The organism is Rhizobium sp. ZW T2_16, from assembly GCF_044987325.1.
GTDB lineage: Bacteria > Pseudomonadota > Alphaproteobacteria > Rhizobiales > Rhizobiaceae > Neorhizobium > Neorhizobium cellulosilyticum.
Map to the genome: position 1 here is coordinate 168,910 of NZ_JBJDRG010000008.1, position 24,834 is coordinate 193,743.

General features: G+C 59.3%; 21 protein-coding genes. 5 read left to right on the plus strand and 16 right to left on the minus strand.

What is annotated here, in order from left to right; all coding sequences use genetic code 11:
• The first annotated feature begins 1 nt into the window (after window position 1).
• Window positions 2–1,024 (plus strand): threonine-phosphate decarboxylase CobD, encoded by a 1,023-nt coding sequence (gene cobD / locus ACI3K0_RS19765; protein WP_343062668.1) that lies wholly within the window; start codon window positions 2–4, stop codon window positions 1,022–1,024.
• A gap of 7 nt (window positions 1,025–1,031) precedes the next feature.
• Here the strand turns inward: cobD and ACI3K0_RS19770 are convergent, their stop codons facing one another.
• From ACI3K0_RS19770 to ACI3K0_RS19790, 5 genes are all read right to left on the minus strand, one after another.
• Window positions 1,032–1,808 (minus strand): alpha/beta hydrolase, encoded by a 777-nt coding sequence (locus ACI3K0_RS19770; RefSeq protein ID WP_404946038.1) that lies wholly within the window; start codon window positions 1,806–1,808, stop codon window positions 1,032–1,034.
• Window positions 1,809–1,879: 71 nt separating this feature from the next.
• Window positions 1,880–2,569 (minus strand): hypothetical protein, encoded by a 690-nt coding sequence (locus tag ACI3K0_RS19775; protein WP_404946039.1) that lies wholly within the window; start codon window positions 2,567–2,569, stop codon window positions 1,880–1,882.
• 118 nt (window positions 2,570–2,687) lie between these two features.
• Window positions 2,688–3,674, minus strand: a complete 987-nt coding sequence (locus tag ACI3K0_RS19780) for a P1 family peptidase (protein WP_404946062.1) — start codon at window positions 3,672–3,674, stop codon at window positions 2,688–2,690.
• A gap of 16 nt (window positions 3,675–3,690) precedes the next feature.
• Complete coding sequence (locus ACI3K0_RS19785) at window positions 3,691–5,232, minus strand: aldehyde dehydrogenase family protein (protein ID WP_404946040.1); 1,542 nt, start codon at window positions 5,230–5,232, stop codon at window positions 3,691–3,693.
• A gap of 79 nt (window positions 5,233–5,311) precedes the next feature.
• Window positions 5,312–6,595 carry an FAD-binding oxidoreductase gene (locus tag ACI3K0_RS19790; protein ID WP_183829423.1) on the minus strand — a complete coding sequence of 428 codons (1,284 nt, stop codon included), beginning with the start codon at window positions 6,593–6,595 and terminating at the stop codon, window positions 5,312–5,314.
• A 101-nt stretch (window positions 6,596–6,696) separates the two neighbouring features.
• On the opposite strand from ACI3K0_RS19790, the gene ACI3K0_RS19795 reads away from it, so the two are divergent.
• Together ACI3K0_RS19795 and ACI3K0_RS19800 are read left to right on the plus strand one after the other, a co-directional pair.
• Window positions 6,697–7,620, plus strand: coding sequence for a LysR family transcriptional regulator (locus ACI3K0_RS19795; RefSeq protein ID WP_183829420.1), 924 nt, complete (start codon window positions 6,697–6,699; stop codon window positions 7,618–7,620).
• 66 nt (window positions 7,621–7,686) lie between these two features.
• Complete coding sequence (locus ACI3K0_RS19800) at window positions 7,687–7,923, plus strand: Lrp/AsnC ligand binding domain-containing protein (protein ID WP_112506623.1); 237 nt, start codon at window positions 7,687–7,689, stop codon at window positions 7,921–7,923.
• A gap of 78 nt (window positions 7,924–8,001) precedes the next feature.
• Here the strand turns inward: ACI3K0_RS19800 and ACI3K0_RS19805 are convergent, their stop codons facing one another.
• From ACI3K0_RS19805 to purU, 3 genes are all read right to left on the minus strand, one after another.
• The gene (locus ACI3K0_RS19805; protein WP_148143694.1) at window positions 8,002–8,199 is read right to left on the minus strand and encodes a hypothetical protein; all 198 of its coding nucleotides are present in this window, start codon (window positions 8,197–8,199) and stop codon (window positions 8,002–8,004) included.
• Window positions 8,200–8,607: 408 nt separating this feature from the next.
• Window positions 8,608–11,286, minus strand: a complete 2,679-nt coding sequence (locus tag ACI3K0_RS19810; protein WP_404946041.1) for an aminotransferase class III-fold pyridoxal phosphate-dependent enzyme — start codon at window positions 11,284–11,286, stop codon at window positions 8,608–8,610.
• A gap of 85 nt (window positions 11,287–11,371) precedes the next feature.
• A complete protein-coding gene (purU, locus tag ACI3K0_RS19815) occupies window positions 11,372–12,256 on the minus strand; it encodes a formyltetrahydrofolate deformylase (protein ID WP_404946042.1) in 885 nt (294 codons plus the stop codon).
• Window positions 12,257–12,538: 282 nt separating this feature from the next.
• On the opposite strand from purU, the gene ACI3K0_RS19820 reads away from it, so the two are divergent.
• Complete coding sequence (locus ACI3K0_RS19820; protein ID WP_404946043.1) at window positions 12,539–13,582, plus strand: glycoside hydrolase family 5 protein; 1,044 nt, start codon at window positions 12,539–12,541, stop codon at window positions 13,580–13,582.
• 225 nt (window positions 13,583–13,807) lie between these two features.
• Here the strand turns inward: ACI3K0_RS19820 and ACI3K0_RS19825 are convergent, their stop codons facing one another.
• Complete coding sequence (locus ACI3K0_RS19825; RefSeq protein WP_404946044.1) at window positions 13,808–14,854, minus strand: lysine-2,3-aminomutase-like protein; 1,047 nt, start codon at window positions 14,852–14,854, stop codon at window positions 13,808–13,810.
• Window positions 14,851–15,915, minus strand: coding sequence for an EF-P lysine aminoacylase EpmA (gene epmA, locus ACI3K0_RS19830; protein WP_404946045.1), 1,065 nt, complete (start codon window positions 15,913–15,915; stop codon window positions 14,851–14,853). The genes ACI3K0_RS19825 and epmA overlap by 4 nt, the downstream gene beginning before the upstream one ends.
• Before the next feature lie 162 nt (window positions 15,916–16,077).
• Between epmA and efp the strand changes: the two genes are divergently transcribed.
• Complete coding sequence (gene efp, locus ACI3K0_RS19835) at window positions 16,078–16,647, plus strand: elongation factor P (RefSeq protein WP_145643688.1); 570 nt, start codon at window positions 16,078–16,080, stop codon at window positions 16,645–16,647.
• A gap of 135 nt (window positions 16,648–16,782) precedes the next feature.
• Here efp and ACI3K0_RS19840 read toward each other — a convergent pair whose 3' ends face one another.
• The 6 genes from ACI3K0_RS19840 to ACI3K0_RS19865 all read right to left on the minus strand — a co-directional run.
• On the minus strand, window positions 16,783–18,228 hold the full coding sequence (locus tag ACI3K0_RS19840; RefSeq protein ID WP_404946046.1) for an efflux transporter outer membrane subunit: 1,446 nt from the start codon (window positions 18,226–18,228) through the stop codon (window positions 16,783–16,785).
• Window positions 18,229–18,340: 112 nt separating this feature from the next.
• Window positions 18,341–21,451, minus strand: coding sequence for an efflux RND transporter permease subunit (locus ACI3K0_RS19845; RefSeq protein ID WP_404946047.1), 3,111 nt, complete (start codon window positions 21,449–21,451; stop codon window positions 18,341–18,343).
• A gap of 56 nt (window positions 21,452–21,507) precedes the next feature.
• Window positions 21,508–22,695, minus strand: a complete 1,188-nt coding sequence (locus ACI3K0_RS19850) for an efflux RND transporter periplasmic adaptor subunit (RefSeq protein WP_404946048.1) — start codon at window positions 22,693–22,695, stop codon at window positions 21,508–21,510.
• 153 nt (window positions 22,696–22,848) lie between these two features.
• Window positions 22,849–23,451 carry a TetR/AcrR family transcriptional regulator gene (locus tag ACI3K0_RS19855; protein WP_404946049.1) on the minus strand — a complete coding sequence of 201 codons (603 nt, stop codon included), beginning with the start codon at window positions 23,449–23,451 and terminating at the stop codon, window positions 22,849–22,851.
• Between the two features lie 42 nt (window positions 23,452–23,493).
• Window positions 23,494–24,441 (minus strand): phosphoribosylaminoimidazolesuccinocarboxamide synthase, encoded by a 948-nt coding sequence (locus ACI3K0_RS19860; protein WP_404946050.1) that lies wholly within the window; start codon window positions 24,439–24,441, stop codon window positions 23,494–23,496.
• Window positions 24,442–24,545: 104 nt separating this feature from the next.
• Window positions 24,546–24,834, minus strand: a 289-nt coding sequence (locus tag ACI3K0_RS19865) for a hypothetical protein (RefSeq protein ID WP_404946051.1), incomplete at its 5' end; no start/stop codon positions are given.

A 24,834-nucleotide genomic window follows, 5' to 3' on the forward strand; every position in this document is an offset into this window, starting at 1 on the left:
TGTGGCAAACCCAAAGGATAAAGATGTCGTTGGCGATCCGATCCAGCACGGCGGCAATCTGGCCAGGGCACGTGCGCTGTTTCCTCAGGCGCCGGAACCATGGATCGATCTTTCGACTGGTATCAATCCGCATTCCTATCCGCATTCAGCAATTCCTAGCAATGTTTTTGCACGGCTGCCGGAACCGGCATTGCTCGTTGAGTTGAAAGCGATCGCAGCTAAAACCTATGGCGCGCTGTCCGCGGCCCATGTCGCGGCAGGGCCAGGCACGCAGATCCTGCTGCCGATCGTCGCCTCGCTGATCGATGGGCGCAAGGCAGCAATTCTGTCTCCCACCTATGCCGAACATGCCCGCGCAGCAAAACTGGCCGGATTCGAGGTCACCGAAACCGATGACATCAATCAGCTCGCAGCGGCCGATCTTGCGGTCATCGTCAACCCCAACAATCCGACCGGTCGCGTCGTGCCGAGGGCGGATCTCCTGTCGCTTGCCGACACCATGAGGGCCAAAGGCGGAATGCTTGTCGTCGATGAAGCCTTTTCGGACGTGTCGGAGGCCAAAAGCGTTGCGGAAATGGTCGAAAGCGGTGGCCTTCTGGTCTTGCGTTCATTCGGAAAATTCTACGGCATGGCCGGCCTCAGGCTCGGTTTTGCGATCTCGCATCCCGATGTGGTGCGACGGATTGAATACAGGCTCGGTCCCTGGGCGATATCCGGTCCGGCACTCCATGTGGCAAGCGAGGCACTGGCCGATGGCTGGTGGCAGGTGATGATGCGCCGACGGCTGGAAGACGAAACGGCTCGCCTAGAGACGCTGCTCACGACTGCCGGCATTTCCATGCATGGAGGCACATCGCTGTTCCGGTTGATCCGGGATCCACGCGCCCAGGCACTTTACCGGCATCTTGCCACCCACGGCATCATCACCCGTCGCTTCGATGAGCGTCCGGACGATCTCAGGATCGGCCTGCCGGGCGAAGAAGGCTGGCATCGACTGGAAGAGGCGCTGGCATCCTTCGTTTAGGCGGATCCTATGCCGGCCATGTCTGTCGCTCGAGGTTGAAGGCACGACGGACGAAGTTAGCGGGTTCCATCCATGTGCCCTTCTGATCCGGAAATGGTGGTTCGGCGCCTGAAGGCGGTAGGTACTCGCCGTGCTCGTAGTCCAGCCTATTGTCGATCTGCCAGGGTTTTACGGTATTGCCGATCGCCCTAGGCGGCCCGCTGAAACCGAGCGCAGCGGAAAGCGGATTGCTGGTCGGGTCGAGAACATGCCCAAAGAAGTTGCCGAATGGAAAAGCCAAGCGAAGCACAAGATCCTTCTCCGACGCCAGAACATAGATATGTCCGGTCTTCTCGAAGGCATCGACATACTCCTTTTCCAGGCAGGTCCGCTCTATGGCTGCTGCCATCAGGCAGGCGGATCGCGTTTTGCGGTTCAGCCGCCTGATCGTCTCCAGAACGACCCGAGCACCAAGGCTGTGGCTAGCGAAGGAAAAGCTTGCCGCCTGCCGCAGTTCAAGGTTGCAGAAGGCCGCCAGTTTCTGGCCGGTAAGGTTCGCCGTCGGCTTCTCCACCGGGTAGCTGATGAAGCTCGCATGGGAATCACCCGGCCATAAGATGCCGATGAAAACAGCAGAGGGCGGCAGGTTGAGAAGTGTCTCGAGCCGGGAGAGCGCATGCACGCCATCGCTCTGTCTGTTATTGTAGCCGTGAACGGCGAAAAGGACATCACGGTCGGCTGTCTGCTGCCTGAATATATCCGGTCTTACCGGAGACAAGGCAAAGTCCGTATCAATCTTTTGCATTGCCGGCGTCATTGCTATGGCGCCGCCAATTGGTGAAACCCTGAAATTGAGGAATAGTGTCACAATGCCCCCTATCGTCTTACCGCCTTGAAAGCCCATGCGGCTTTGGAAATGGCCGAGGATAGATCCTTGGCTATAGGAGCGACGGGAACGGCGACGAGCCCGATCAGGAAGGCCAGAATGAAATGCGAAGACCCGAAATCCTCAGTGACTACGGCCGTGCCTACCTCGGCCAGCACGATCGCGATTGCCGCGGCGACGAAGCGTGACGTATTGCGGAACTGCTGTTCGGCGCGCTCGAATGCGGCGTCCAGTCTTGCGTCTATGATCGCGTCGAAGCGGGCCAGAATGGCCAGTTCCGCTTCGTTCGGCGTTTCGCCGATCTCTATCTTCCGGGCGATCGCGGCAAGAAGATCGCCGTCACCCGGCAACACATAGCCGGCAATCGGTGCGGCGGTCTGTGAATTGAAGCCCAGCCTTATCAGATTTCTGGCGGCGGCCTTCTGCTCGGCCTTGTCCATTCCGTTTAACCAGTTTGCCTTTACGACCGCATAAGGCTCTTCCGCATTAGTCGTCTTGAGAGCGGCTTCAAACGGCTGAAATGCCGATTCGATAAAATGATAACCGACATTGGAAATGCCGCCGTTAAACGGCTTGGTTACATCCACAAGTCCGAATGCTGCCGTTCCCAGAGCGGCAACCGCCGAGAGGGCGGTGCCGAATTGACCGAGGTCGATGCTCCCGATTTCCGCGATATCCATAAGTCCCCCATCTGGCAGACCGGGCGCATCGTGACAGCGTCTCCCGGCGATATCTCCAGTGAGAGGAGAGTGAAGTAATTTTCACCTGGTTGCAATTAAAATAAATTGCAACCTTTGGTTATTTGTATGTATCCCGCCATGCGGCCTGCGCATTTGGTACTGGTAAAGAAGTCGCCTCGTAGACACCGCGTGCCACCGCGCGTGCCGTCACCACCGTCGCCAGATGGCAGAGTTCTGCGAAGTCAGACATATCACCCAAAGGTTTTCTGCCGGTTGCGGCGGAAAAGATCGTGTCGCCATCGCCGGGCAGATGTGCCGGCAGAACGGCGCGCGCCAGCCCGTCATGAGCCATGATCGACAGTCGGTGCGCCTGCGCTTTTGTCAGCATCGCATCGGTGACGACCACCCCGATCGTCGTCGCCTTCAGTTTTACGCCCTTAATACGCATAGCCGTATCGTCATCGGTAAACTGCTGCGGAAAGCCGAGGCCGCCGAATTCGCCATTCTTCTCGAAGGCAGAAGCCCAGAAATGCGGCCCGGTGCCGATCGTGGTCGAGCCCAGGGCATTGACGGCAAGCAACGCCGCTACCCTGTGTCCCGATGGCGTAACACCGCTTGCCGAGCCGATACCGCCCTTAAACGTTGCGGTCGTGGCGCCCGTTCCGGCACCCGCGGTGCCAAGCGCAAAGGCGCCCTTTTGTGCCGCCTGAAAGGCATCATGGCCCATGTCGCGATAGGGTGAATGCAGGCCCCAGTCCTTGTTGCCGCCATTCAGCAGGTCCATCAGGATCGCCTGAGGCACGATCGGTACTCTAATCGTGCCGACCTCGAAACCACGGCCGATCTGGCGCAATCCCGCCTGCACGCCGCCTGCCGCATCCAGGCCGAAAGCCGAGCCGCCTGACAGCACGAAGGCATCGACGGCCTGAACGGTCATCGACGGATCGAGAAGGGCCGTATCGCGCCCGCCCGGTGCGCCGCCCAGAACCGAGCCGGAGGCAATCGCCGGCTCGTCGAAAATGATTGCCGTGACGCCCGAACCGAGCACGAGATCGGTCGCATGGCCAACGGCCACGCCTTCTATATCCGTCAGAAGGTTCAGCATCGTCACGGTAATCTCGTTATTCGATGTCGAACTTGACGCCCTGTGCCAGCGGCAGGGTGCGTCCGTAGTTCAGCGTATTGGTGGCGCGGCGCATATAGGCCCTCCAGGCGTCCGAGCCGGATTCGCGGCCGCCACCGGTTTCCTTTTCGCCGCCGAACGCGCCGCCGATCTCGGCACCGGAGGGGCCGATATTGACATTGGCGATGCCGCAATCCGAGCCACGGGCGGAGACGAAAGTTTCTGCCTCGCGCATGTCGTTGGTGAAGATCGATGAGGACAGGCCCTGCGGCACGTCGTTATGCAGCGCCAGCGCCTCATCGAAGGTCGAATATTTCATCACGTAAAGGATCGGCGCGAAGGTCTCTTCCTTCACCGTATCGGTCTGGCGCGGCATCTCGACGATTGCCGGGCGGACGTAATAGGCATCGGTCGCCTCCGCATCCAGCACACGCTCGCCGCCGACCACCTTGCCGCCGGCTGCCTTCGAGGCCTGAAGCGCTGCCTGCATCTTGTCGAAAGCTTGGCGGTCGATCAGCGGTCCGACAAGATTGCCATCTGTGAGGGGTGAGCCGATGGTGACCGACTGATAAGCCTTGGCGAGACGCGGAACGAGCGCATCATAGACACTGTCATGCACGAAGAGGCGGCGCAGTGTCGTGCAGCGCTGGCCAGCGGTGCCCATGGCGGCGAAAGCGACACCGCGCAGGGTCAGGTCGAGATCCGCCGTTGGGGTGACGATTGCGGCATTGTTGCCGCCGAGTTCGAGGATCGAGCGGGCGAAACGCTGAGCCAGCTTCGGTCCGACTTCGCGGCCCATGCGGGTCGAGCCGGTGGCGGAAACGAGCGGCACCTTTTCATGGTCGACCAGCGCTTCGCCGATCTCGCGACCGCCGATCAGCAGCGTCGAAAGGTTCTTCGGCGCCGAGCCTCCATTGGCGATATAGCGAGCCAGCGCCTTGTCGAAGATCGCCTGGGTGGCGAGCGCCGTCAGCGGCGTCTTTTCAGATGGCTTCCAGACGGTGGAATTGCCGCAAACAATGGCGAGCGCCGAGTTCCACGACCAGACCGCGACCGGGAAATTGAAGGCGGAAATGATGCCGATCACGCCGAGTGGATGCCAGGTTTCCATCATCCGGTGTTCGGACCGTTCGGTTGCGATCGTCAGTCCGTAGAGCTGGCGGGAAAGACCAACCGCGAAATCGCAGATGTCGATCATTTCCTGCACTTCGCCGAGACCTTCGGAGGTTACCTTGCCGACCTCGATCGAAACGAGACGGCCGAGCGCCGCCTTGGCGCTGCGCAGTTCCTCGCCGAGCAGGCGGATCAGTTCGCCGCGCTTGGGTGCCGGCACAAGACGCCATTCGAGGAAGGCTTCATGCGCCGCGTCGATTGCCTTCTTGGCATCTGCGGCAGTGACTTCCGGCAGTCGGCCGATCTCGGTGCCTGAAATCGGCGAGCGAACAGCAAGCGTTCCACCCTTGTACTTGTCGGCAGCAACGCCGAGATCGGCAAAGATCTTGTCCACTTCGGCGGCGAGGTCGAGTTTGGCGAGCGTCATGTCGGTCTCCGGATGTCTGTTTGGAGGGCAATCTACAAGTCGGCGGCGTTTTCGCAACATCTGCCGACCAAGGGAGGTTTCAAAACCGTTCAGTGGCAAAATGCGCGATCTGCGCGCCTGCCTCGTAATAGGCTTCCTTCATCGGGCGAAAGCGTGCTTCCTGCACTTCGGTTAGGGGCAGCGGCAGGTCCGCTTCGGCGATATCGCCCAGAATGTAGTTGGCGAGAACCTTGCCGAATGTCGAACCCGGCGAAATGCCGCGGCCATTGTAACCGGAGAAACCGATGACATTGGTGCCGAACCTGTGGAAGCGCGGCAGCGCATTGTCGGTCATGCCGATCTTGCCATACCATTCTGCCTCGAATTCCACCTCGCCAAGCTGCGGGAACAGCCGTTTCAGCGACCGGCGCGCCCAGGCCTTGTGCACCGCTGTGCCGGTGCCGCGCAATGCGCCGACCGAACCGAACACCAGTCGGCCGGCCTGATCCATGCGGAATGATGACAGCACTTCCTTCGTATCCCAGCAACCTTCGCAATTGGGCAGGATAGAGCGGCGCAGATTGGCGGAAAGCGGTTTGGTCGCGAGGTTGAAGTAGGGGAGGTGAACCTGTTCGCGCCTCACTTGCGCCCACGGCCCCGTCGAATAGGCATCCGTCGCAACGATAACCCAATCGGCAGAAACCTCGCCCTGCGCTGTGCTGACGATCCGTTTTCCGCCTACCTCGCCGGTCGAGATCACCGGGCTGCCGGTATGCAGCTTTGCGCCGGCCTTGATAGCGGCATGCGCCAGCCCGCGCGCATAGGCAAGCGGCTGCAGCGTGCCGGCGCGCATATCGAGCAGCGATCCGGCATAGGCCTTGGTGCCGATCCGGCGTTCGGTCTCTGCGGCGTCAAGAACGGTCAGCGGCGCGCCGCGTTTCTGCCATTGGCGAGCACGCTCTTCCAGTTCCTTCATGCCTTCCGCGCCGACTGCGCAATGCAGCGTGCCGTTCGTCTCGAGTTCGCAGGCGATATCGTGCTTTTCGATCAGCTCTCGAACAAGGTAAGGGCCATTACCGAGAAGCTCGAGTGCGCGCTCGCCATAATGCTCGCCGAGTTCCTTCGGAAAATCGTCAGGCATCACCCACATGCCGGCATTGATCAGGCCGACATTGCGACCGGCACCGCCAAAGCCGATTTCGGCGGCCTCCAGAAGCACGACATTGGTGCCGCGCTCGGCCAGATGAAGGGCTGCGGACAGGCCGGTATAGCCGCCGCCGACAATCACGACGTCGGCGGTGATATTTTCCTTCAAGGGTGTCGTCACAGGTGCAGGCGGCGCGGTCCTCTCCCAGAGGCCGTGCGAACGCGGATCATTCAGCATCAAGAAGTTCCCAAATTTTATTTGTTTTGCACGACTTTACAGAGGCGATTTCGCGGTGAATATCGACATAAATTCATCAGGTCATTCACTGGAGGAATGACATGCTGCCGCCCAGACGCTTCCTTCCGTCCTTTTCGCTTCTTTCCGCCTTCGAAGCCGCCGCCCGTACCGGCAGCGTCACCGCCGCCGCCAACGAACTCGGCCTCACGCAAAGCGCCGTCAGCCGGCAGATCTCGGCGCTCGAAAAGCAGCTCGGCGTCGCGCTTTTCCTGCGTGAAAGGCAGACGATCCGGCTGACGCTTGCCGGAGATGCCTATGCGCGCGAAGTTCGCGAAGCACTCAGGCGTATCTCTAACGCCTCGCTCAATCTGAGGGCCAATCCGGCAGGCGGCACGCTCAACCTTGCCATCCTGCCGTTTTTCGGCACGCGATGGCTGACCCCGCGGATCGGAAAATTCCTCGACCAGCATCCCGGGATGGTGGTCAACCTGATCACTCGGCTGGAACCGTTCGATTTCCGCTTCGACACGCTCGATGCCGCGATCCATTTCGGGCAGGCGCGCTGGCCCGGTGCAGCACTGAGTTTCCTGATGGACGAACAGACGGTGCCGGCCTGCAGTCCCGAGTTCAAAAACCGATATCTGTTGGCAGAGCCTGCAGACCTGCTTCATGCACCGCTTTTGCATCTAAGCACGCGGCCGGATGCCTGGGAGCTGTGGCTGGGTCGAAACAATGTCCCGTTCGATACGGTGCATGGCATGCTGTTCGACCAGTTCACCACCATGGTCGAGGCAGCACGATCGGGGCTGGGGGCGGCGCTTTTGCCGCGTTTCCTGATCGAGCGGGAGCTGCAGGAAGGGCAGCTGGTTTTTGCCGCCGATGGGGAGCCGATGCCGACGGGACAATATTATCTCGCCTATATGCCGGATCGGGCGAGCTATCCGCCGCTCGCCGCTTTTCGTGACTGGATCGCTCGGGAGATCCGCTCTGATATGCTTGCACCGGCGGCAAGCATCGGCCAATAGTCGGTCAGCATTTTCGCGGCGTCGATAGCCGCTTCATCAGTCAGTCCATAAAGGCTAAGCGATCCCATGAAACCAATCTTCGTGCAGCTCCGTTGCAAGCCCGGCAAGACCTATGAGGTTGCCGACGCCATTTACAAGACGGAACTCGTCTCCGAGCTTTATTCCACCAGCGGCGAGTGGGATCTGCTCTTGAAAGTCTATATCAGCGACGAAGCCGAGATCGGCCGTTTCGTCAACGAAAAGATCGCCTGCATTCCGGGCATCGAGCGGTCGCTGACGACGATCACGTTTACGGCCTTTTGAGCCGGAATTCATCGATAGACCGCCAAAACAAAAGCCGCCTCGAGGGCGGCTTTTCTGCATCTGAGGACCGGGCACGGTTTATACGTGTGCGACCGGCGCCGAATTTCTCGATGCGACCAGTTTGCTGATCGCCAAGCGCACGTCGTCAGCCGAATCGAAACGCTGTTCGTCGAGGTCGATGACGTGGAACTTCACCGCGATGAATTTCAAACGGTCTTCATCCGGGATCACGATGCCGACGGGCTCGCCGGCGAATTTGATGACTTGCTTCTGCATGGGTAGACTCCCGTATTGGCTGCAGAGCATGCAGCGCAAAACGAATGATAATTTCAGGAACGAATTGAACCGGAAGCGTTACATTCGACAGCACGGAAGGGAGCAGCGATCCGTGCTATTCACATCGAGCGCATGCCGATCGAAGGCGATGACGCGTGTAATCTCAGACATGTCACTCCCTTTCTCAAGCGTTGCGCGATAACGTCAGAATCGATTTTCTGACCACCAATCACCCTAGCTGAAACGCGCCGGATGATCAACGAAATCCAATTTAAACAGAATATTTTTCTGCATGATGACAGGAGAAAGGCGATATTGTGAAATTACGTTCGCAATGCCGCCGGGTGCTCCAGCGAGCATAAGGTAGGTATCGATGACGTCCAGACAAGGGCAGGCCCAAGTTAAATTCTATTTCGGCGGAAGGCGCAGGACATTGCGAAGATGATCGAGGCACAGGTTGATGCTGGCCTCGCTGACGCACAGCGGAGGTGCGAGGATCAGCCTGCCGGAATGGTCGAGCTCGTGCAGGAGATGTCCGTCGAGAGCATCCCAGATTTCGATGTCTTCGCTCACGGGTTGTATCGCCCACCATAATCCGCGGCCCTTGACCGCTTCGACGCGATCACTTTCTTCGGCAAGTTGTCGCAGGCCCTTTTCCAGAAGCTGGCCCATGGCCGACGCATTTGCCGCCAGGTTCTCCTCACGCAACACTGTCAGCGCCGCCAATGCAGTGGCGGCATCGACCGGAGAGACCGGATCTGCGAGCGGCGCAAGTGCTTCGGAAAGTTCCTCATTGCAGAACACGACAGACAGCCTGCCTCCATCGCAGCTGCCAGCCAGCAGAAAATCCGCTTTCATGTCTTCCTGCTGGGTGTTCCAGAGGTTTTCGCCCAGGCGGGCGTAGCCGGTGCGCGTTTCATCGACAATGATCAGCCGGCTGTTTTCTCGCGCTGATGTTATCTGCTCTGCTGCATAGACAAGGCCAGGGAGCGGTTCGATGATCAGAGGCGTGGCATACTCTTCCCGTTCTGCTTGCTCGCTTGCCACGGCATAGGAAACTTCCGCCTCGTCTTCCGATGATCCGTCGATTTCGTCCTCTGCGCTGTTCTCCTGATAGGCCGCGACCGCGGCCCTTTCCTCCGTCGTCTCCCTTGTTCGGGTAAGCTCAGTGATCGCTTCCATCGCTGCATGCCGGTCCTGAAACAGCACGACATCTGTAAAGCCTGGCGGCGCAATATCCACCAGCGTCTGCCTCAGCGCTTCCGCCTCGGCGCTTCCGTCGAAGGAAGCGGTAAGGCGCAGATGCTGCTGATAGCTGGCAGCGGCGATCGATGGGTGCCCGTGGCCGATCAGAGGTGCCTTGCCGCTGAAATCGAGAACGGTGTGCCCGGTCTCGTCATAGACGAATTCATGCCATGCCCGCACCTCCCGCCCGGAGATTGCAGCCGGTGCATCGCAATCGATCCCGAGAAGCGCCGAAGGCGATGGGGCGAGGCGCCGCCACACGGCGACCTCGGACGGCCGGCAGAACAGGGGTGGATGGTTTTCGTGATCCCGCGAAAGCCTCAGGCGCAGCCCGCCGACCGCCCCGGAAGCACCTGCCACCGTACCGAGCTGATCTCCCGGACCGATTTCGGTTCCTTCGGTCAAGGCAGTTTCCATGCCTTCGACAAGCAGCGTCACGCTTTCGCCGCGAAGCGACAGTTGCGGAGACACCTGCACCACAATGCCCTTGAACGGGGCGATGAGTGCCGTTCCCGTCGGCAGGCAGATGTCGACATGCAGGGCAACATTCCGCGGTTCGGTCGCGGCCGCGTCAGGCTTGCTTCTCGACAGTCGATATTCGCCGTAACGGGTACTGCCCATGCCCGTCTCCCAGGCAGTGCGGGCCAGAAGCCGCCAGTCGCAATCGGGATCAGTCCAGTTACCACCCTGAAACAGCGGGCTTTTCGAGCTCAGGTCAACGAGCCTTATCTTCTCCGCTTCCAGTTCCGGCATAAGCAGGTTCAGATCGAGAGATTCCGGTTCGATCCTGCATGCCTCCAGGATGCAGGCATGCATATATTCGGCGGGAACCGTCGAAGCATTGGCGAGGATCTGGCGACGTCCCCTGGCTTCCTCGGCGGCCGACTCGTCATCCGGGGCCTCGGCGTGGGTGTTTTCAGCAAGTGCTGCCGAAAACGCGATATCGGCGATAACGAGTGGCCAGAGCGCTTCCAGTTCGGCTGCATTCAGCGGATCGATCGCATGATAACCGGTCACGGCCGGCAGGATCGATGCCGGTTCTCCCCCTTGGCTGGCGAGGATGCGGGCACAGGTCTTGGCCAACGCCGAGACGTACCAGCTTCGTGAGAGGCCACCAAGATTGGTAATTCCTGTTGGATGCCAGTCGACGTCGTCCGTCTCGCCGGTGAGATCGCCGGGGCCAAGATCCGGGATCACCAGACCGATGCGAAATTCCGCCGCCAGCGGATGAATGCGGCGCAGCGCGGACACCATGGCGCGGGCAATCATGTCGCGCGCCTCCTGGTCGGCTACCTTGGAAAGAAGCGAGACAGTGCGCGGGCCTGCCTTGCGCAAGTCGTCCTCATGCTCGCCGTTCCAGATCAGCGGATCGAAATCCTCGAGGCTTTTCACCAGGCTTGCCAGCAATGCGCCGAGCTCGGCTGCGGTTTCCTCTGTCACATCGCGATCTTCGGGCGGCGGATCGCCATCAAGAGCCGTCAGCAAGCGTAAGACACGGGTCGTGCCGCCGATCTCGGCCGTCAGCACTTCCGCCCCGGCCTTGGTGGCGACCGGTTCAGGCACCTGCGGCCCATCCGGACTGCGAGTGATGTGGCGCATCACCTCGTGTTCGACGCGCAAAGCCTGCTCGTCCGCCAAATCCCTTATCTCGAGGAAATAACGCAGGTTGCCGTTATCGACGAGATATCCGAGCCCGTATTTTTCCTCTACCGGAAAGATCTGACCGGAGAGACCCCAATGGTCGCGCAACAGCGCCTCGATCGTATCCACGGACACGTCATCGGCACGGTCGTCGTCAATGGCGGGGGTATCGAGTACTTCGGACGCTTCGTCGCCTGGCATTCTCACTCTCCGGTAAAACCTTGACGTGAGGATAGCGCAGGTAAACGCTGCGTCCATAGGGACTTTCAGCCTTTGCTTGTGCGATTTATCCCATGCGTTCGGATGCGTAGGAACCCGGGCTTGGCGGGAAGACGACGGTGCGGTTTCCGTTGATGAAAGTCCGGTGGTGGATATGCGCGTGGATGGCGCGCGCCAGCACCTGGCTCTCGACGTCGCGGCCAAGCGAAACATAGTCATCCGGCGACTGTGCGTGAGTAACGCGCACCGTGTCCTGCTCGATGATCGGGCCTTCGTCGAGGTCGGCGGTGACGTAATGCGCCGTGGCACCGATCAGCTTCACACCGCGCTGATAGGCCTGTTTATAAGGGTTGGCGCCCTTGAAGCTCGGCAGGAAAGAGTGGTGGATGTTGATGATCCTGCCGGACATTTTGCTGCAGAGCTGGTCGGAAAGAACCTGCATGTAACGCGCCAGCACGACAAGTTCGGTGCCGCTCGTCTCGACGACTTCCATCAGTTGCGCTTCGGCCTGCGGCTTGTTGTCCTTCGTCACCTTGATGTGGTGGAAGGGAATGTCGTTGTTCACCACCAGTTTCTGGTAGTCGAAATGGTTGGAAACGACGCCGACGATATCGATCGGAAGCGCGCCGATCTTCCAGCGGTAGAGGAGATCATTCAGGCAATGGCCGAAACGGGATACCATCAGCAGCACCTTCATCCGATCTGCCTGATCGAAGATATCCCAGTCCATGCCGAATTTCTCGGCGACAGGGGCGAAGCTGGAAAGCAGCGCGTCGCGCTCGGCGCCCTGTTCGGAAATGAAGCTCACGCGCATGAAGAATTTGCCGGTATCGAGATCGTCGAACTGCGAACTATCGATGATGTTGCAGCCCTTTTCGGCAAGGAAACCGGATATCGCGGCAACAATGCCACGTGTGGATCGGCACGATACCGTCAGGACATAGTTTTTCATTCGTCGTTGTCTCCCCTGCACTGCGCTTTCAGCAAATGCCCTATACGTGATGACAGCCGATGGAAACTGCGCGGGTTGTCCGGGTGCTGTTTTTCTTGCGCCTGTGAAGCTTGCCATCGTCCTTCATCGCGTCACATTAGGCGCGGCGGTGCAAAATTCCGTTCCCATTGCGTCTTTCGCGGGCGCAGGACCGCCGTAAAACCATGTGAATGCTCTCGCCCGCCTATTAGCGATTTCATAATGTGCAGGTGCGAGGGTACTGCGCGATACCGGAGATGAAGTGTGAACAGACGCGTAGGATACAGAGCTTTTGCGCGACGGCTTGCGGTTGCCCTTTCCTGTGTTGCGGTCGCGACCGGATCGGCACAGTCGGCTGAGTGCATGCGAGGCATCAATCTTGCAGGCGCCGAATTCGGCACTCTCGGTCAGGAATACGGCACTGGCTACATCTATCCGTCCGAAAAGACGATCGCCTATTTCAAGGACAAGGGTTTTACCGGCGTTCGCCTGCCCTTTCTGTGGGAGCGTCTGCAGCCTAAGCTTTACGACAAATTCAACACCGCCGAATTGAAGCGGCTGCGTGCGACTGTGAAGGCCATCCGGTCTGCCGGCATGCAGGTGGTTCTCGATCCGCATAACTATGGACGCTATGAAGACCAGCTGATCGGCTCGGACGGGGTGCCGCAAAGCGCGTTTGCGGATTTCTGGCGACGGCTGGCCGCGACATTTGCAAGCCAGGACGGCATCCTGTTCGGCTTGATGAACGAGCCTTACGGCATATCCGCAGAGGATTGGCTTTCGGCCGCCAACAGCGCGATATCCGCTATCCGGCAGACCGGTGCCGATAACCTGGTCCTGGTGCCCGGCACCGCATGGACCGGTGCACATAGCTGGTCAGGTGGCGATTACGGCACGCCGAATGCCAACGTGATGACGGGCGTGACCGATCCTGCCAATAACTATGCCTTCGAAGTTCACCAATATCTGGATGTCGACTTTTCCGGCAAGAACGATGAATGCAGCCGTGCGGCCGATGCCGTGAAGGCCATCACCGATATGGGCGACTGGCTCGCCGCCCAGGGTCGCCGCGGGTTTCTCGGAGAATTCGCCGTCCCGACCATGCCGGCCTGCCAGCAGTCGCTCAAGGATATGGTGGCAGTGGTCGAAAGCCGGCCGGATGTCTGGCTCGGCTGGTCCTATTGGGCGGCCGGCGACTGGTGGAAACCATCCGAACCGCTCAACATCCAGCCGACCGACACCGGCGACCGCCCGCAGATGCAGGTGCTGCAAACCTATTTTGCCGATCGAAAGACCTGTGGCGGGTGAGGGTCGGACGGTGAAGTTTTGTAACCTCTCCCACAAGGGGAGAGAAAGCGATTTCCCGTTTCGGAATAAGACATGCGGCAGCTAAGGTTTGGCAAGCTGATCTGAGGGATCGCGAGGTGCTCTAGCCTCCTGAGGGCTTGTGTCTCATTTAGCTGTTGCTATCGTTTGCCCGCAAACGGACGAGGCTGCAGGCGCAATTACGGTGGAGGCGTATCTGAGCCTCTCTCACTCCGGCGGATACCGATGCTCGCCGCCGCGGAAATCGCTTACCGAATAACAGCCGCCTTCACCACGCATAGCATTTTCGCCGATCACCGCCTTGCCATGGCCACCTGGAATATCCAGCACATAGGTCGGCTGGCAGAGGCCGGAAATGTTGCCGCGCAGGGCCGAGACGATCTTCTGGCCTTCCTCGATATCCATGCGGAAATGGCCGGTGCCGGGGGCGAGGTCGGGATGATGCAGGTAATAGGGTTTAATCCGCGTCTCGACAAAGGCTCTCATCAGGTCGCCCAGCACGGCCGGATCGTCGTTGATACCCTTCAGGAGCACCGTCTGGCTCACCATCGCAAACCCGGCATCGACAAGCCTTGCGGAGGCGGCACGAGCTTCGATCGTCATCTCGCGCGGATGGTTGGCGTGAAGTGCTACATAAACGGTCTTGCCGCTTTCCTTTAGCGCCGCAATCAGCGCCTCGTTGATACGGTCAGGCTCGACCACGGGCACGCGCGTGTGAAAACGGACGATCTTCACATGGTCGATCGCGGCCAGCCCACGCATGATCTCGACCAATCGGCGCGGAGACAGAACCAGCGGATCGCCGCCGGTGAGGATGACTTCCCATATTTCCGGATGATCGCCGATATAGGCAAGGGCAGCTGCCAGTTCGTCGGGCGCCAGCGTGCCGTCACCCTGCGGCCCCACCATCTCGCGGCGGAAACAGAAACGGCAATAGACCGGGCAGATATGCACGGCCTTCAGCAGCACACGGTCGGGATAACGGTGGACGATGCCCTTGACCGGGCTGTGCGCGGCATCGCCGATCGGATCTTCCCGCTCCTCCGGCGTCGTTACCAGTTCGGCCGCATCCGGCACGAATTGCCGCGCAATCGGATCGGCAGCGTCTGCGCGGTCGATCAGAGATACCACGGCTGGCGTGATCGCGATTGCATAATGTTCTGCAACAGAGCGGATCGCATCGATCTGCTCGAGCGCGACAAGCTCGGCCGCCTGCAATTCGTCCGGTGTCTTCAGTGAACGGGCTGCGCTCAAGAATGCACCTCCGCCACCGGCGCCCACATGACCTGATCGATGCGCGTCGCACCCGTCGCCAGCATGGCCAGCCGGTCGAAGCCCAGCGCCGCACCGCTCGCTTCGGGCATGAAAACCAGGGCCGCGAGAAAATCCTCGTCGATCGGATAGGCTTCACCGTAGATGCGGGCTTTCTCCGCCATCTCGTGTTCGAAACGGCGGCGTTGTTCGCCGGCATCGGTCAGCTCGCCGAAGGCATTGGCCAGCTCTACGCCGCAGGCATAAAGCTCGAACCGTTCCGCCACGCGTGGGTCACGGGCAGACGGGCGGGCCAGCGCCGCCTCGCAGATCGGGTATTCGCAGAGGATCGTCGCACGATCCTGTCCCAGATGCGGCTCGATCTTGTCGACCAGAACCTTGCTGAAAAGGTCGGCCCAGCTGTCGTCTTCGGCAACGCGCATTCCGGCGTTGCGCACGAGCGCGGCAAGCAGATCGCGATCTGTCTCACCGGATGCGGCAACCGAGGCCAGGAGATCGATGCCGGCAAAGCGGTCGAAAGCTTCGGCAAGCGTCAGTCGCTCCGGCTCGGCAAACGGATCGATCTCCATGCCGCGGAAGGAGAAGCGCTTCGTGCCGGTCGTTTCTGCGGCAAGTTTCAGCATGTCAGCGCAATCCGCCATCAGCTGCTCGTAGGCCTCGTCGACGCGATACCATTCGAGCATGGTGAATTCGGGATGGTGCAGCGGTCCGCGTTCACGGTTGCGATAGACATGCGCGAAGGTGAAGATATGGGTCTCGCCGGCTGAGAGCAGCTTCTTGGCGGCAAATTCCGGCGACGTGTGCAGGTAAAGCGGGGCCGCCTCGCCGTCGATTGTCAGGGCTTCGGTTGCAAAAGCATGGAGATGCGTCTCGTTGCCGGGCGATACCTGCAGCGTCGCCGTATCGACCTCGATGAAATCACGCGAGGAGAAGAAAGCTCTCAGCGCCGTCTGCACCCGGTTGCGGCCAATCAGGAAGGGCCGGCGGTCGGCATGGCTGTTCTTGGTCCACCAGGGGAATGCGGAGACGCCGGTATGGTTCATGGACGAAGCTTTCTCGCCTTGTCGGGCAATGTCGGCCAATGCCAGGGCTGGCTATTTGGCGGATTTTGCGTTAGTTGCGCCGGCAAGGAAACCTGAAAAGCATCTCTACGGCCGTTTCGCCAGTCATCTACGACGTGGCCGGTCGAGTTACAAGGAACTCTTATGGTCAAGGTCATCGCCTCTTCCGTCCGCAAGGGCAACGTCATCGATGTCGACGGCAAGCTCTATGTCGTTCTCACCGCTGAAAACTTCCACCCCGGCAAGGGCACGCCTGTTACCCAGGTCAACATGCGCCGCATCGTCGATGGCGTGAAGGTGTCGGAGCGCTGGCGTACGACGGAACAGGTCGAGCGCGCCTTTGTTGAAGACGTCAACCATCAGTTCCTTTATGAAGATGGCGAAGGCTTCCACTTCATGAACCCGGAAAACTACGACCAGATCGTCGTCGACGCCGACACGATGGGCGATCAGAAGGCCTATCTGCAGGAAGGCATGGTCTGCATCCTGTCCATGCACGAAGGTGTCGCGCTTGCCCTGCAGCTGCCGCGTCACGTCATTCTCGAAATCACCGAGACCGAACCGGTCGTCAAGGGCCAGACGGCGTCGTCCTCCTACAAGCCGGCCATGCTGTCCAACGGCATCCGCACCGCTGTTCCGCCGCATATCGATGCCGGCACCCGCGTCGTCATCGCAACGGAAGACAATTCCTACGTCGAGCGCGCCAAGAACTAAGAAATTCGCCGGGGCATCGTCCCCGGCCTTGATAACGGCATTAAAAAACCTCCGAAGCTGGTGCTCCGGAGGTTTTTTGTTGTGTCCGATAAAGAGAAAGAAGCAAGGCCGGCGAACCGGCCTCGAATCCAGTCTTTAGTCCTTGACGACCTTGGCAGAAGCAACTTCCGTCTTGGCCGTTGAGCCGACTGCATAACCGCCACCGATCGCGACGTTGAGCGAGACGTAGTTCTGCGCCATCTGCTGAACGGCCTGTGCGAGATTTGCCTGCGAGTCGGAAACCTGACGCTGCGCATCGAGAACGTCGAGCAGCGAGGAGGCGCCGTCGCGGTAGCTGGCGGTCGCAAGCTCGAGGGCTTCCTGATAGGACTTCACGGTTGCGCGCAGGGCAGCAACGGTGCGGCCATCGCGGGAAACCGCAGCCAGAGCGTTTTCAACTTCCTCAACTGCGCCCAGAACCGTTTGTTTCCAGGAGAGATAGGCTTCGCGGGCAGCCGATTCGTTCGACTTGACGTTTGCCTTCAGAGCACCGCCATCGAAAATCGGCAGCGAAAGCGAAGGACCGAAGGACCAGGACAGAATGCCCGAGTCGTTACCCAACGCCTTGGAATAGGAAGGTGTGATCGAACCGCCAAGCGAGATCGAGGGGTAAAGCTGGGCCTCTGCAACGCCGATGCGGGCGGTTGCGGCTGCCAGTTGGCGTTCGGCGGCGCGAACGTCCGGACGGTTGCGGATCAGGTCTGCCGGCACACCCGACTTCGGGCTGAAGCGCGCAACCGGCTGGCGTGCGCCACGCTGCAGGTCTGCGATCAGCGAGGATGCCGGCAGGCCGAGCAGGGTCGCAATGCGATGTGCTGCCTGACGGAACTGGGTCTCGAGACCCGGCAAGGTGGACAGGGTGGAGTTGACCAGACCTTCGGCCTGAACGACATCCAGTCGCGATGCAGCGCCGGCTTCGAGCTGAAGCTTGGTGAGGTTCAACGTCTCGCGGCGTGAATCAAGGTTTGCGCGGGTCAGCGCGATGCGTTCCTGATAATAACGAACGTCGATATAAGCGCCTGCAACGGCAGAAAGCAGCGTCAAACGCGCGACGTCGACGCTTGCATAGCTGGCGTCGAGATCCGCAAGTGCTGCTTCCCTGGAGCGGGCGTAGAGGCCGAAGAGATCGAGGAACCAGGAGGCGGTCGGGCCACCGGAAGCAGAATTCTGCTCGGCGAGCGAGGTGGCGCCTGGGTTACCGCCGAGCCTGCTGGCACCGCTGCGTCCGGCCTGTGCGCTCAGGTCGAGCGACGGAAGACCACCGGCGCCGGCGCTGATGACGGCTGCCTGTGCCTGATTGATACGTTCCAGAGCCTGGAGCACGTCGAGGTTCTGCGAGAGACCCTGGTTGACGTAACCATTCAGGCGTGTGTCGGAGAATGCTGTCCACCAGGCATTCTTGGCAACATCACCATTGCTCGTCGCAGATCCTTCGGCGAACTTTGCCGGAAGCGAAATCTGCGGTGCAGTATGGTCAGGACCAAGTGTGCAGCTGGACAGCAGTAGCAATACGAGGGGGGCGGCTGCGCGAGTGGAAATCATATTTTTGTCCCAAAGCCCTTACTTACAAGCCCGCGTGTGTCGGGGCCGACATCATTGAATTGGCGACCGTAATCCGAATCGGTGACAGAATGCCACCAACTGGTAAACGGATTTAGATAGTTGTCTCCTGTTTTTCACGTTTTGATAACTGCCTGACGACAACAAAAAACGTCGGAACGAAGAAAATTCCGAGGAGTGTTGCAGAAAGCATACCACCCAGCACGCCAATACCGATTGCATTCTGTGCGGCAGAGCCTGCACCCGTCGCAATCGCCAGTGGTACGACACCCAGGATGAAGGCAAGCGAGGTCATGATGATCGGGCGAAGCCGAAGTCTTGCGGCTTCCAGGGTGGCTTCGATCAGGCCCATGCCGGTCGCCTGCCGGTCCTTGGCGAATTCGACGATCAGGATCGCGTTCTTCGCCGCCAGACCTATGGTCGTCAGCAGGCCGACCTTGAAATAGACGTCGTTCGACTGGCTTGCCAGATAGGCTGCGGCGAGAGCACCAAGCACGCCGATCGGTACCGCAAGGATGACCGAGAACGGGATCGACCAGCTTTCATAAAGCGCTGCGAGGCAGAGGAATACGATCAGGACCGACAATGCGTAGAGCATCGGTGCCTGTGAACCAGACAGACGTTCCTGGTAGGAAATCCCCTGCCATGCGACGGTGTAGCCACCCGGCAACTCGGTTACCAAGCGTTCCAGCTCATTCATAGCCTCGCCGGTGCTCACGCCGGGTTTGGTCGAACCTTCCAGCGACATCGCGCTGGTGCCGTTGTAACGAGCAAGCTGCGGCGTTCCGTTAACCCAGTCCAGCTTGCTGAACGAAGAGAACGGCACCATTTCGCCATCGGTATTGCGGGCATACCAGTATTTGAGGTCGTCGGGCTGCATGCGGTAAGACGCATCACCCTGAACATAAACCGGCTTCAGCTCGTTATCGAGGGTGAAGTCATTGACGTCACGTCCGGCAAAGATCGTCGCGAGCATCGAGTTGACAGCCGCGAGATCGACGCCCATGGCGCCGAGCTTTTCCTGATCGAGCAGGATCTTCAGCTGGGTCTCGCTGCGCTGGTTGTTGCTGCGGAGCGAACTGATGATCGGGCTTGTCGCACTTTCGCCGATCAATTGCTGCGAGACCTGGGTCAGCGCGTCATTGCCGTTATTGCCGCTGTCTACCAGATAGGCGGAGAAGCCGCTGGAATTGCCCAGCCCCTGGATTGCGGGAGGAAGCAGGGCAAACACCTGTGCATCGCGAAGGGTGAAGAAATGTCCCTGCGCGCGCTGCAGAACTTCCGCCGCAGACTGGCCCACACCTTCACGCGCCGAGAAGTCGCGAAGCTTGGTGAAGACGATGGCGTTGTTCTGGCCCGTGCCGCTGAAGCTGAAACCGAGTGCGCCGAAGACCGCATCGACATTATCCTTCTCCTTTTCGAGGAAGTAGGATTCCACCTGCTTGACGACTTCTTCCGTGCGCGCCGTCGTGGAGCCGACCGGCGTCTGGATGATCGTCATCAGAACACCCTGGTCTTCCTGGGGAAGGAAGGAGCTCGGCAGTCTGGTGAACAGCAAGGCGCAGCCGCCGACGATCAGCGCAAACAGCAGCATGACGCGCAACGGACGCTTCAGAAGATAACCGATCGTACCGACATAACCGTTCGTCGTCTTGTCGAAGCCATTGTTGAACTTCGCGCCGATGCCGCTTTTCTTTTTGGCGTGGTCGATCGGCTTCAGCATCGTGGCGCAAAGTGCCGGCGTCAGCACGATGGCGACGACAGCAGACAGAAGCATGGCCGAAACGATCGTGACCGAGAACTGTCGGTAGATAATGCCCGTCGAGCCACCGAAGAAGGCCATGGGAATAAACACGGCGGTCAGAACCAGTGCGATACCGATAATCGCCCCGGTGATTTCATGCATCGACTTCTCGGTCGCCTCGAGCGGCGAAAGACCTTCCTCGTCCATGATGCGTTCGACATTCTCGACGACAACAATCGCGTCGTCGACCAGAAGCCCGATCGCCAGAACCATGGCGAACATCGTCAGTGTGTTGATCGAATATCCCGTCAGGGCAAGGATGCCGAATGTCCCGAGAAGCACGACGGGTACCGCAATCATCGGAATGAAGGTGGCGCGCAGGTTCTGAAGGAAGACGAGAAGAACGACGAAGACGAGAACGATCGCTTCGATCAGCGTGTGAACGACCTTTTCGATCGACAGTTTGACGAAGGGGGTCGTGTCGTAGGGGTAGGTGATCTCGACGCCATCCGGCAGCGATCCTGCGACTCGATCCAGTTCGGCCTTCACGCGGGCTGCCGTATCGAGCGCATTGGCGCCGGTTGCAAGGTTAACGGCAAAACCGGCTGCCGGCTTGGTGTTGGAACGCGAACTGCCGCCATAGGACTCCTGGCCGATCTCGACGCGGGCCACATCACTTAGACGAACCGTTGCGCCGTCCTGCTCGACTTTCAGAATGATGCGTTCGAATTCGTCGACGGTGGTCAGCTGGCTCTGCGCTGTCATGGTGACCGTCAGCTGCTGGCCTTCCGTCACCGGCTGGGCGCCAAGCGAACCAACAGAAACCTGGGTGTTCTGTGCCTCGATGGCGGAGGTCACGTCAGCCGCGGTCAACTGGTATTTCTGCAGCTTGAACGGATCGAGCCAGACGCGCATGGCATAACCGGAGCCGAAGACATTAATGCTGCCGACACCTTCGAGCCGCTGGACCTGATCTTCGATCGAGGTCGCGAAAATATCGCCGAGATCGACAGAGCTGCGCTTGCCGTCTTCGGAAACGAGTGCGCCGACCATGAGGATGCTCGATGTCGAGCGGGTGACCGAGATGCCCTGGCTCTGGACGACATCCGGCAATTGCGACTGTACCAGCTGAAGCTTGTTCTGCACCTGGACCTGGGCAATGTCTGGCATGATGCTGTTGCCGAAGGTCAGCGTGACACTGGCGCTGCCCGTCGAGGATGACGAGGTCATGTAGGTCAGGTCATCAAGGCCGGTCATGCCGTCCTCAATGATGCTGGTCACCGACTTTTCGACCGTTTCGGCACTAGCGCCATTATATGTTGCGCTGATGCGCACGGTCGTCGGGGCGATATCGGGATATTGCGAGATCGACAGCGTGCTGATGGCAAGTGCGCCACCCAGCATGATGACGATTGCGATGACCCAGGCGAAGACAGGCCGCCGAATGAAGTAATGCGCCATTTCGAAATTCCTTGCCGCGTTTTGGGGCCGCGTTTACGGGCGAGCGTCAGCCGTTCCTACTTCTGGGGCTTTGCTTCATCGACTTTCGGCTCTTCGACCACGAAACCCTGGTCGTTGACCGTTGCCTCGACTGCTTGAACCGGTGCGCCATCGGCGATCCACTGGAAGCCGTCGACGATGAGGCGGTCACCATCGGCGATGCCGTCGGTCACAAGCCAGTTGTTGCCAGAGGATTTGCTGGTGGTGAAGGTGCGGGTCTCGACCTTGTTGTCAGCCGTGGCGAACTTTGCCGAAAGTTCGCCACGGGCATTACGCGTCGCGGCTCTCTGTGGAATGAGATACCCGTTCTCGGTGCCGACGGTAACAGTCGCACGAACATACATGCCCGGCAGGATAATGTGATCGGGATTGTCGAATATGGCACGGATCTGGTAGGTTCCTGTGGTCTCGCTGACGGCAAGTTCCGCCATGTTCAGCTTGCCGTTATGGTCGTATTTCGTCCCATCTTCGAGCATCAGGCTGATATCTGCCGTGCGAGGATCGCCGTGAAGACGGCCCGAAGCAACAGCCGCGCGCAGTTCCAGGAGATTGGTGCTGGAATCGATGAGGTCTATATAGATCGGGTCGATATTGCGCAAAGTGGTCAGCGCGGTGGTCTGGTTGGCCGTGACGATATTGCCGATGCTGACGGTCGAGATCGTCGTCAGGCCATCGAACGGCGCACGGATCTTGGTGAAGTCGAGATCGATCTGGGCCGAGTTCAAGGCCGCCTTGGCAGATTCAACATCGGCTTCGGCCTGCAGCAGCGTCACCTTGGCATTTTCATACTCGATCTGGGTCGCGCCGCTGTTCACCAGCCGTTCGTAACGGGTCATGTTCGCCTGGGCCGCAGGAATGCTGACCTGAGCCTTCTGCAGCGCAGCCTGCGCCTGGGCGACTGCCGCGGCATAGGTGTCATCGTCGATCTGGTAAAGAACCTCGCCGGCCTTGACCTCGCTTCCTTCCTTGAAGGTGATCTCGCTGATGGCGCCGGTGACGCGCGGACGGATCTCCGTGGTCTGGAATGCGACGGCCCGGCCCGGAAGCACGTTGGTGATCGGACGGTCGGTCTTCTTCATCATGACGACGCTGACGGGTGACGCCGGCTTCTGCGGGCTTTGGCCTACGGATTGCTGTCCCTGATCACTGCAGGCGGAAAGCGCAGTTGCAAGGAAGAGTGGAAGCACCAGTTTGCGAAGGTTCATGATTCTTTTCCAGACGCTGAGGCGTGAAGGATATCTCGATTGCCGTCTTTGGGGACGAAGGCGGCAATTAGCCGGCAGGATACCGGCAGAACTAGGGCGCAGACATGAAGAGTTACGTCCGCTTGCTCGAAAAGTGACGTAATTTAATTTCCATCACTTTGCAAGCGGGTTTCGAAGGGCTGCATTGGCAAGGTCAACGAGACCATTCAGCCGCTCGTCCAGCTCAGCCTGCGTTTCGTGAATAAGAAATATAGGATGAAGAACACTGGCAAAAGACGCAGCGACGTAGCGGCTCGTCTTGCGGCTATCGGCGCAATGATAAACGCCGGCATTGACGCCATCCTGAATAAGATTGAAGAAAAGATCCTCGATGAGCTGCTTGTAATGAAAGCCGCTCTCCAGCTCGGTCTGCGTCACGAGAAAGATCATTTCAAGGAAGAATGCGTTCTCGCGAATATCTTCCATATGGGCCTGCATCAACCGGCGGACTACGAGCCCGAGCTTTTCAGGCGGCGGAGCAGGTGTGTCGACCGTGTTGAAGCGGCCGATCATTTGAGTGATGTGACGATCACAAATGGCGTCTATCAGCGCCGTCTTCGAACTGAAGTGCTTGAACACGTTGGCCGGCGACATGCCTAGTTCATGGGCAATGTCGGCGATGGACGACTTGGCGATGCCCCGTTCGCGGAAAAGGGCATCGGCAGTCCGCAAAATATCTTCGCGTGTTTCTTCAGCTTTGCGGCGCGGTTTTCGCACGCTTAAGTCCTCGTTGTTTTACCTCGATAAACGGGCGGAGCCCTATTTCACGAAATAAGGCGCAAGATTGGCGCGGATACGCTGTAATACCGTTTCGCCATTCCGGTCAGGAACGAAGGGCGTGCCGGTGATCATTTCGAAGGCGTGCCGGTAGACGGACGACGTTTCCTCGATGAGGTCCGAGGGAATGGGTGGGAGTTCATCCTTATAGGGGTCACAGCGCTCCACGACCCAGGCCCGAACAAAGTCCTTGTCGAAGCTTTTCGGACGTCCGCCGGTGCGAAAAGCCTCATCATAACTGTCGGCGATCCAGTAACGGCTGCTATCGGGCGTATGGATTTCGTCAGCGAGAATGATGGTGCCGTTGGCATCGGTGCCGAATTCATATTTCGTGTCGACGAGGATAAGGCCGCGTTTTGCTGCAATCTCCTGGCCACGCGCGAAAAGAGCGAGCGCATAGGTCGAAAGTGTCTGCCATTGCTCTGCTGTCAGCAGGCCCTGATCGATAATGTCTCGGGGTGAGAGTGGCTCGTCATGGCCGCCATCGAAGGCCTTGCTGGTCGGAGTGATCACCGGTTCGGGAAGCACCTGATTATCCTTGAGGCCATCGGGCAGGCTCAGTCCATAGATGTTGCGCTCACCTTTCTTATAAAGGGTGAGAAGCGAGGTGCCTGTCGTGCCGGCCAGATAACCGCGCACGACGATCTCGACCGGCAGAATATCGAGACGCTTGCCGACTACGACATTGGGATCCGGGTAGGCGATAACATGATTGGGGCAGATGTCCTTGGTCGCCTCGAACCAGTAGCGGGCGGTCTGGGTCAGGACATGGCCCTTATCCGGAATGCAGGTAATGATGCGATCGAAGGCGCTCAGGCGATCCGTGGCAATGATGATACGTTCCCCGCTCGGCAGGTCGTAATTTTCCCGCACCTTGCCGCGATAATATTTGGGCAATTCGGCAATAAAAGCTTCTTCCAAGACGCGCACGATGATCGCTCCGAAAATGGCCAGAGGGCCAGGGTCTATATAAAGGGTGCCTTCGCTATCGCATGTTTCTTCTTTTCGGCACAAGGATATTGCGGCCTTACGGTTCAGCTGTCGCCCCGAGGAGATCCATCGTCGAATTCCGCCTGGTTAACGGATGGTGAATCGCGGAACATCTCCGGAAAATCCGTAAATCTATTTAAAATCAATTGTTTGCTCTTTTTTTGAAGTTTTTGCGACTGGGCGTGTTGACTTGAAAAAGGTGTTCCGACTATAACCCGCTCACTGACGAGGGCGGCGGCGCTGCTAGCGACGAAGCTTCTCGTTCTAAAGAAAACCACTAAAGATTGGCATTTGCTGATTGGGACCGGGCTCCGGTTAGGTCTCGAAGAACTG

Coding starts and splice junctions, on each gene's coding strand:
- ACI3K0_RS19785 (WP_404946040.1), bottom strand. CDS start 5,232: ATGACGCTCGCCAAACTCGACCTCGCCGCCGAAGTGGACAAGATCTTT.
- efp (WP_145643688.1), top strand. CDS start 16,078: ATGGTCAAGGTCATCGCCTCTTCCGTCCGCAAGGGCAACGTCATCGAT.
- ACI3K0_RS19845 (WP_404946047.1), bottom strand. CDS start 21,451: ATGGCGCATTACTTCATTCGGCGGCCTGTCTTCGCCTGGGTCATCGCA.
- ACI3K0_RS19795 (WP_183829420.1), top strand. CDS start 6,697: ATGCTGCCGCCCAGACGCTTCCTTCCGTCCTTTTCGCTTCTTTCCGCC.
- epmA (WP_404946045.1), bottom strand. CDS start 15,915: ATGAACCATACCGGCGTCTCCGCATTCCCCTGGTGGACCAAGAACAGC.
- ACI3K0_RS19790 (WP_183829423.1), bottom strand. CDS start 6,595: ATGCTGAATGATCCGCGTTCGCACGGCCTCTGGGAGAGGACCGCGCCG.
- ACI3K0_RS19770 (WP_404946038.1), bottom strand. CDS start 1,808: ATGCAAAAGATTGATACGGACTTTGCCTTGTCTCCGGTAAGACCGGAT.
- ACI3K0_RS19775 (WP_404946039.1), bottom strand. CDS start 2,569: ATGGATATCGCGGAAATCGGGAGCATCGACCTCGGTCAATTCGGCACC.
- purU (WP_404946042.1), bottom strand. CDS start 12,256: ATGAAAAACTATGTCCTGACGGTATCGTGCCGATCCACACGTGGCATT.
- ACI3K0_RS19810 (WP_404946041.1), bottom strand. CDS start 11,286: ATGCCAGGCGACGAAGCGTCCGAAGTACTCGATACCCCCGCCATTGAC.
- ACI3K0_RS19840 (WP_404946046.1), bottom strand. CDS start 18,228: ATGATTTCCACTCGCGCAGCCGCCCCCCTCGTATTGCTACTGCTGTCC.
- ACI3K0_RS19805 (WP_148143694.1), bottom strand. CDS start 8,199: ATGCAGAAGCAAGTCATCAAATTCGCCGGCGAGCCCGTCGGCATCGTG.
- ACI3K0_RS19850 (WP_404946048.1), bottom strand. CDS start 22,695: ATGAACCTTCGCAAACTGGTGCTTCCACTCTTCCTTGCAACTGCGCTT.
- ACI3K0_RS19780 (WP_404946062.1), bottom strand. CDS start 3,674: ATGCTGAACCTTCTGACGGATATAGAAGGCGTGGCCGTTGGCCATGCG.
- ACI3K0_RS19800 (WP_112506623.1), top strand. CDS start 7,687: ATGAAACCAATCTTCGTGCAGCTCCGTTGCAAGCCCGGCAAGACCTAT.